The organism is Streptomyces sp. SID11385 (assembly GCF_010548245.1).
Taxonomy (GTDB): domain Bacteria; phylum Actinomycetota; class Actinomycetes; order Streptomycetales; family Streptomycetaceae; genus Streptomyces.
Genome location: NZ_JAAGLR010000505.1, coordinates 1 through 4,320, shown reverse-complemented (window position 1 = coordinate 4,320; position 4,320 = coordinate 1). Strand labels below are relative to the sequence as shown.

The 4,320-nt window shown below is 74.9% G+C and carries 4 protein-coding genes; all 4 read left to right on the top strand.

The window, feature by feature from the left end; translation table 11 throughout:
• On the top strand, positions 1-1,404 hold a 1,404-nt coding region (locus tag G3I42_RS15715), incomplete at its 5' end, for a hypothetical protein (protein ID WP_343244555.1).
• Positions 1,405-1,469: 65 nt separating this feature from the next.
• Complete coding sequence (locus G3I42_RS15710; protein WP_164286451.1) at positions 1,470-2,588, top strand: transporter substrate-binding domain-containing protein; 1,119 nt, start codon at positions 1,470-1,472, stop codon at positions 2,586-2,588.
• 140 nt (positions 2,589-2,728) lie between these two features.
• Positions 2,729-4,051, top strand: coding sequence for a hypothetical protein (locus tag G3I42_RS15705; RefSeq protein WP_164286449.1), 1,323 nt, complete (start codon positions 2,729-2,731; stop codon positions 4,049-4,051).
• Between the two features lie 49 nt (positions 4,052-4,100).
• Positions 4,101-4,320, top strand: a 220-nt coding sequence (locus G3I42_RS15700; RefSeq protein WP_164286447.1) for a hypothetical protein, incomplete at its 3' end; no start/stop codon positions are given.

The following is a 4,320-nucleotide window of genomic DNA, read 5'->3' as shown; positions in this document are numbered from 1 at the left end:
CCGCTCGCGCCGGCGCCCGTGGTTCCCCCGGGCCTGCCGGCCTCCCCGGCCCCGCCCCGCAGGACGGCGCTCGCCGAGGGCCTCGACCGGCTGCGGCACGGTGCCGGGACGGAACCGGGACGGCTGCGCCTCATCGGCGCGGGACTCGCCCTGCTGCTCCTCGCGTTCGGCGCGGCGAGCGCGTGGCAGGTCTCGGGACGGGCGGCGGCGGCGCACGACGTCGTGCACGTCAGCGAGCCCCAGGTGAACACCTCCGCCCTGATCTACGGCGAACTCGCCGCCGCCGACACCGCCGCCACGACCGAATTCCTCTCGACGGGCGAGGCGCGCACGGAGGCCCGCAAGAGGTACACCTCCAGCGTCGAGGCCGTCTCGGAGAACCTCGCGGGAGCGGCCGCCGACAAGACCGCGGGTTCCACCGGGGCCGTCAAGCGGATAAACAAGCAACTCCCCCTCTACACGGCCCAGATCGACACCGCGCGCGTCTACAACCGCTCCGGTGTGCCCCTCGGCGGGGCGTGGCTGCGGCAGGCGAGCGGTGTCATGCAGGACACCACGCTCAAGCAGGCCACGGAGCTGCGCGAGGTGGAGAGCGAACAGCTCGCCTCGGACTACGCCGCCGCGACCCCCTATCCCTGGATCGCGATCGTCCTCGGCGTGCTGGCGCTCGCCGCGCTCGGCGGCGCGCAGTACCGCGACTACCGGCGCACCCACCGCATCCTGAACCGCGGCCTCGTCGCCGCGGCGACCGCGACGCTCGGGCTGCTCGTGTGGATCGCGGCCGGGCACACCGTCGCCCGTGCCGACCTGCGCGATTCGCGGGAGAGCGGCGTCGCTTCCGTCACGGCGCTGACCGACGCGCGGATCGCCGCCCTCCAGGCCCGCGCGAACGAGAACCTGTCCATGGTCAACCGGGGCGCCGTCCTCGACAAGAACGGCGCCGACCTCTACGAGGCGCACTTCCGGAAGCGGTTCGGGCAGTTGGCGGGGGCCGGCGGTGACGGCCGGGGCACGCTGCTGCTCCGCGCGCGGAAGCTGGTCGTCAGCGACACCGCGCGCACGGCGCTCGACGGGGCGGTGGCGGAGCTGAAGCAGTGGAGCGCCCGGCACGCGAACGTCCGGAAGAAGGCCGATGCGAGCGAGTACGCGGAGGCCGCGCGTCTCGTCGTCGGCGGCGAGGACCCGAGGGCGACCGAGAACAGCACCTCCACGGACGCCGCGTTCCAGAAGGTGGACGGCGCACTCGGCGAGGCCATCGCAGCCGAACGGGCCGATTTCGGCGAGACCGCGAGAAGCGGCGTCTCCGCCTTCTCCGGACTCGCGATCGGCGGCGGCGCCCTCGCCGTTCTCGGCGCGTTCGGCGCCCTGATGGGCATCGGACGCAGACTCTCGGAGTACCGGTGAGGGCCCGGCGCCGGCCGGGGCCGGCCCGTCCCGACAGCAGCATCCACCCGGTGAGGGGAGAGAACATGACGTGGGCGAGGCGAGGGGGACGGCTCCGCGGCTGGGGCGGCGTCACCGCCATGGCCGTCCTGTGCGCACTGGCCTCGCTCGCCCTCTTCTGCCTGCCCGGCCGGGTGGGCGGCGGCGCGCGGGCCACCGGCGCCCCCGACCAGGTGACGGCTCCTCGCGGCGCCGGGAACTCCGGCGGCGCGAGCGCGGGGCACACCGTGACGGCGGCAGCGGCGGACGACGAGAAGCCCTGCGCCAAGAAGTACGAGAACCGCCCGCCCGCCAAGGACGGTGCGACCATCGCCGCGATCAAGGAGCGGGGGGAACTCGTCGTCGGCGTCGACCAGAACAGCTACCGCTGGGCCTACCGGGGAACCTACGGGAGCGAACCCGAGGGCTTCGACATCGACCTCGCGCGACGCATCGCGAAGGAGATCCTGGGCGACGCGGGCAAGGTGCGGTTCAAGACGATATCGACCGCCGCCCGGGGCCCCGCACTGGGCAGGGACGAGAAGGACAAGGGCAAGCCCGCCGCCGAGCGGGACGCCGGGGCGAGTGTGGACATGGTCATCCGGACGATGTCCATCACCTGCGGGCACATCGACAACGGCATCGCCTTCTCCACCCCGTACTTCGAGACCCGGCAGTCCCTCGTCGTTCCCCGGGACTCTCCCATCAACGGTTTCGGGCCCACGCTCAGGGGGAGCAGGCTGTGCGTCGCGAAGGGGTCGACGGCCGAGTCCTTCCTCGCCGCGCAGAGCGGGTTCTACGCGCTCAAGCCCGTCAAGAAGGTGCCCAGCCAGCTCGACTGCCTCGTCGAACTGCAACTCGGCGTCGTCGACGGGGTCGTCACCGACAGCGCCCTCGCGGCCTCGCAACTGGCGCAGGACCCGGGCGTGAAGATCGCCGGCGCGAACGAGGGCGACGCGGCGCACCTCCCGCAGCCGGAGTTCTACGGCATCGCCATGCGGGACAGCGCCCCGGACCTCGTCGGCCGCGTCGACCAGATCCTTGCCGGTTACCGCAAGGACACGAGCCGGAAGGGCTGGCGGCAGTCGTACAAGCACTGGCTCCGGCACGACCTCGGGAACGCCTCGGCGAGCCCACCGGGCGCCGACGCGAGGATCGTGTGGTGAGCGCGGCGCGGCTCCCGCGCATGGACAGGGGGGCCTGAGGGGCAGGGTGCAGGTGTGATCTCTGTGGCGGGCGGGCCGACCGGGCGGGGCCGGGAGGCGCGGTCCGGGACTCCGGCTGGGGCCGGGCGGAAAGGAGCGGGATGGGCGGCGCGCGAGCGATGTCCGCGGGGGCGGGGGAGCAGGAGCCGGGCGCGGTGATGGACCGCGAGGCGATCGACCGCGCGCTGGCGCGGCGCGGCGCCGAGCACGAGGCGGTCGAGACCTCGCTGCTCGCGCTCCAGGACCACGCGGGGCGCCGGCTCCTGGAAGGCGCGGAGCTGACCGGCGTGACGCGGCAGCGCTGGGCGGCCACCGAGGCGGCGATCTCGCTCCTGTGGGCCTGCTTCGACACGTACACGCAGGCGCTCACCACCGCCCGTACGCTGCGCGCGAGGCGCCGCAACCCCAGCCGCGAGGACCTCGCGGAGCTGACCGAACTCCTGGAGGGCCGCTCGCTCGCCGTGCCGGGGGCCGCGGGGGCGGCGGGGAACGGGCCCGTCGCGAGCCTGACGGGCGAGGCGCCCCGGCTCAGCCACCGCTGCTCCCTGGAGGAGCTGGTGGAGCGGATGAACGAGCTGTACGCGGACTCCCTCGGCGTCGTGATAGCGGCCGACGCGGTGTGGTCGGCGCTGCCCGCGCGGATCGACCTGCTCTCCGCCGAGCTGAACCGCACCCGTACGCTCGCGCACTCGGTCGGCGTGCGCCCCGGCGAGCACCCGGCCGGGGACGATCTGGAGCGCATCGCGCGCGTGCTCGCGGCCCTGCGGGAACAAGTGGTCAGCGATCCGCTGGAGTTCTGGCAGCCGCAGGCGGGCGCGGCGGCCCCAGGGGCGGGCCGTCCCGACACGCGGCGCTACGACCGCGAGGCGCGCGGTCTGGACGAGGTGCGCCGCGAGATCGAGGCCGTGCTCGCCGTGCGCCAGGACGCCGAGGCGCGACTGCGCGAGCTGAGCGACCTGCTCTCGCGCGCGGACCGCACGCTCGCCGAGGCACGCGCGGCACGCGGTGAGGTGCTCGCGAAGATAGCGGCCTCGGAGGTCCCGGCGGTGAGCGGCCCGCCCGTCGTGCTCCAGGAGGAGCTGTCGCGCGCCGCCGAGTACCGCAGGCGCGGGCACTGGTCACGGCTCAGTCCGCTGCTCGACTCGCTCGAAGCGCGAGCCGAGGACGAACTGCTGCGCGCGCGGGAGCAGTTGTCGGCCGTCGCGGCGCCGCTCGCGATCCGCGCCGAGCTGCGCGGACGGCTCGACGCGTACCGCGCGAAGGTCGCGAGGCACGGCCTGGCCGAGGACACTCTCCTCATGGAGCGGTACGACGCGGCCCGCCGCATGCTGTGGAGCGCGCCGTGCGATCTGCGGGCGGCCGAGCAGGCGGTGCTGCGGTACCAGCGGGCGGTGGCGGAGACGCTGGCCGGGGGGCAGGAGTGAGGCGTACGGAACGGGTCGCCGCCGTGCGGGGGCGGGACGGGGGAAGCGGATGAACGAGCAGGCGTGTCAGCGGCCGGGCTGCGAGGGCCGGTACGAGGACGTGGGCGGCGGGGAGTTGTACTGCGACACGTGCGGGCTCGCGCCCGTCGTCGCCCCGGACGGGGAGCTCGGCTCTCCCCCGACCGGCATGACGGTGAGCCGCGGGCGCGGCGGCTCGGGCGGCACGGCCCCCACCCACGGCTCGGGCGCGCCGGGGGCCCGCGGGCCGG

Bases quoted from the DNA above. Each gene is read 5' to 3' on its own strand.
- G3I42_RS15710 (WP_164286451.1), top strand. From the start codon at position 1,470: ATGACGTGGGCGAGGCGAGGGGGACGGCTCCGCGGCTGGGGCGGCGTC.
- G3I42_RS15705 (WP_164286449.1), top strand. From the start codon at position 2,729: ATGGGCGGCGCGCGAGCGATGTCCGCGGGGGCGGGGGAGCAGGAGCCG.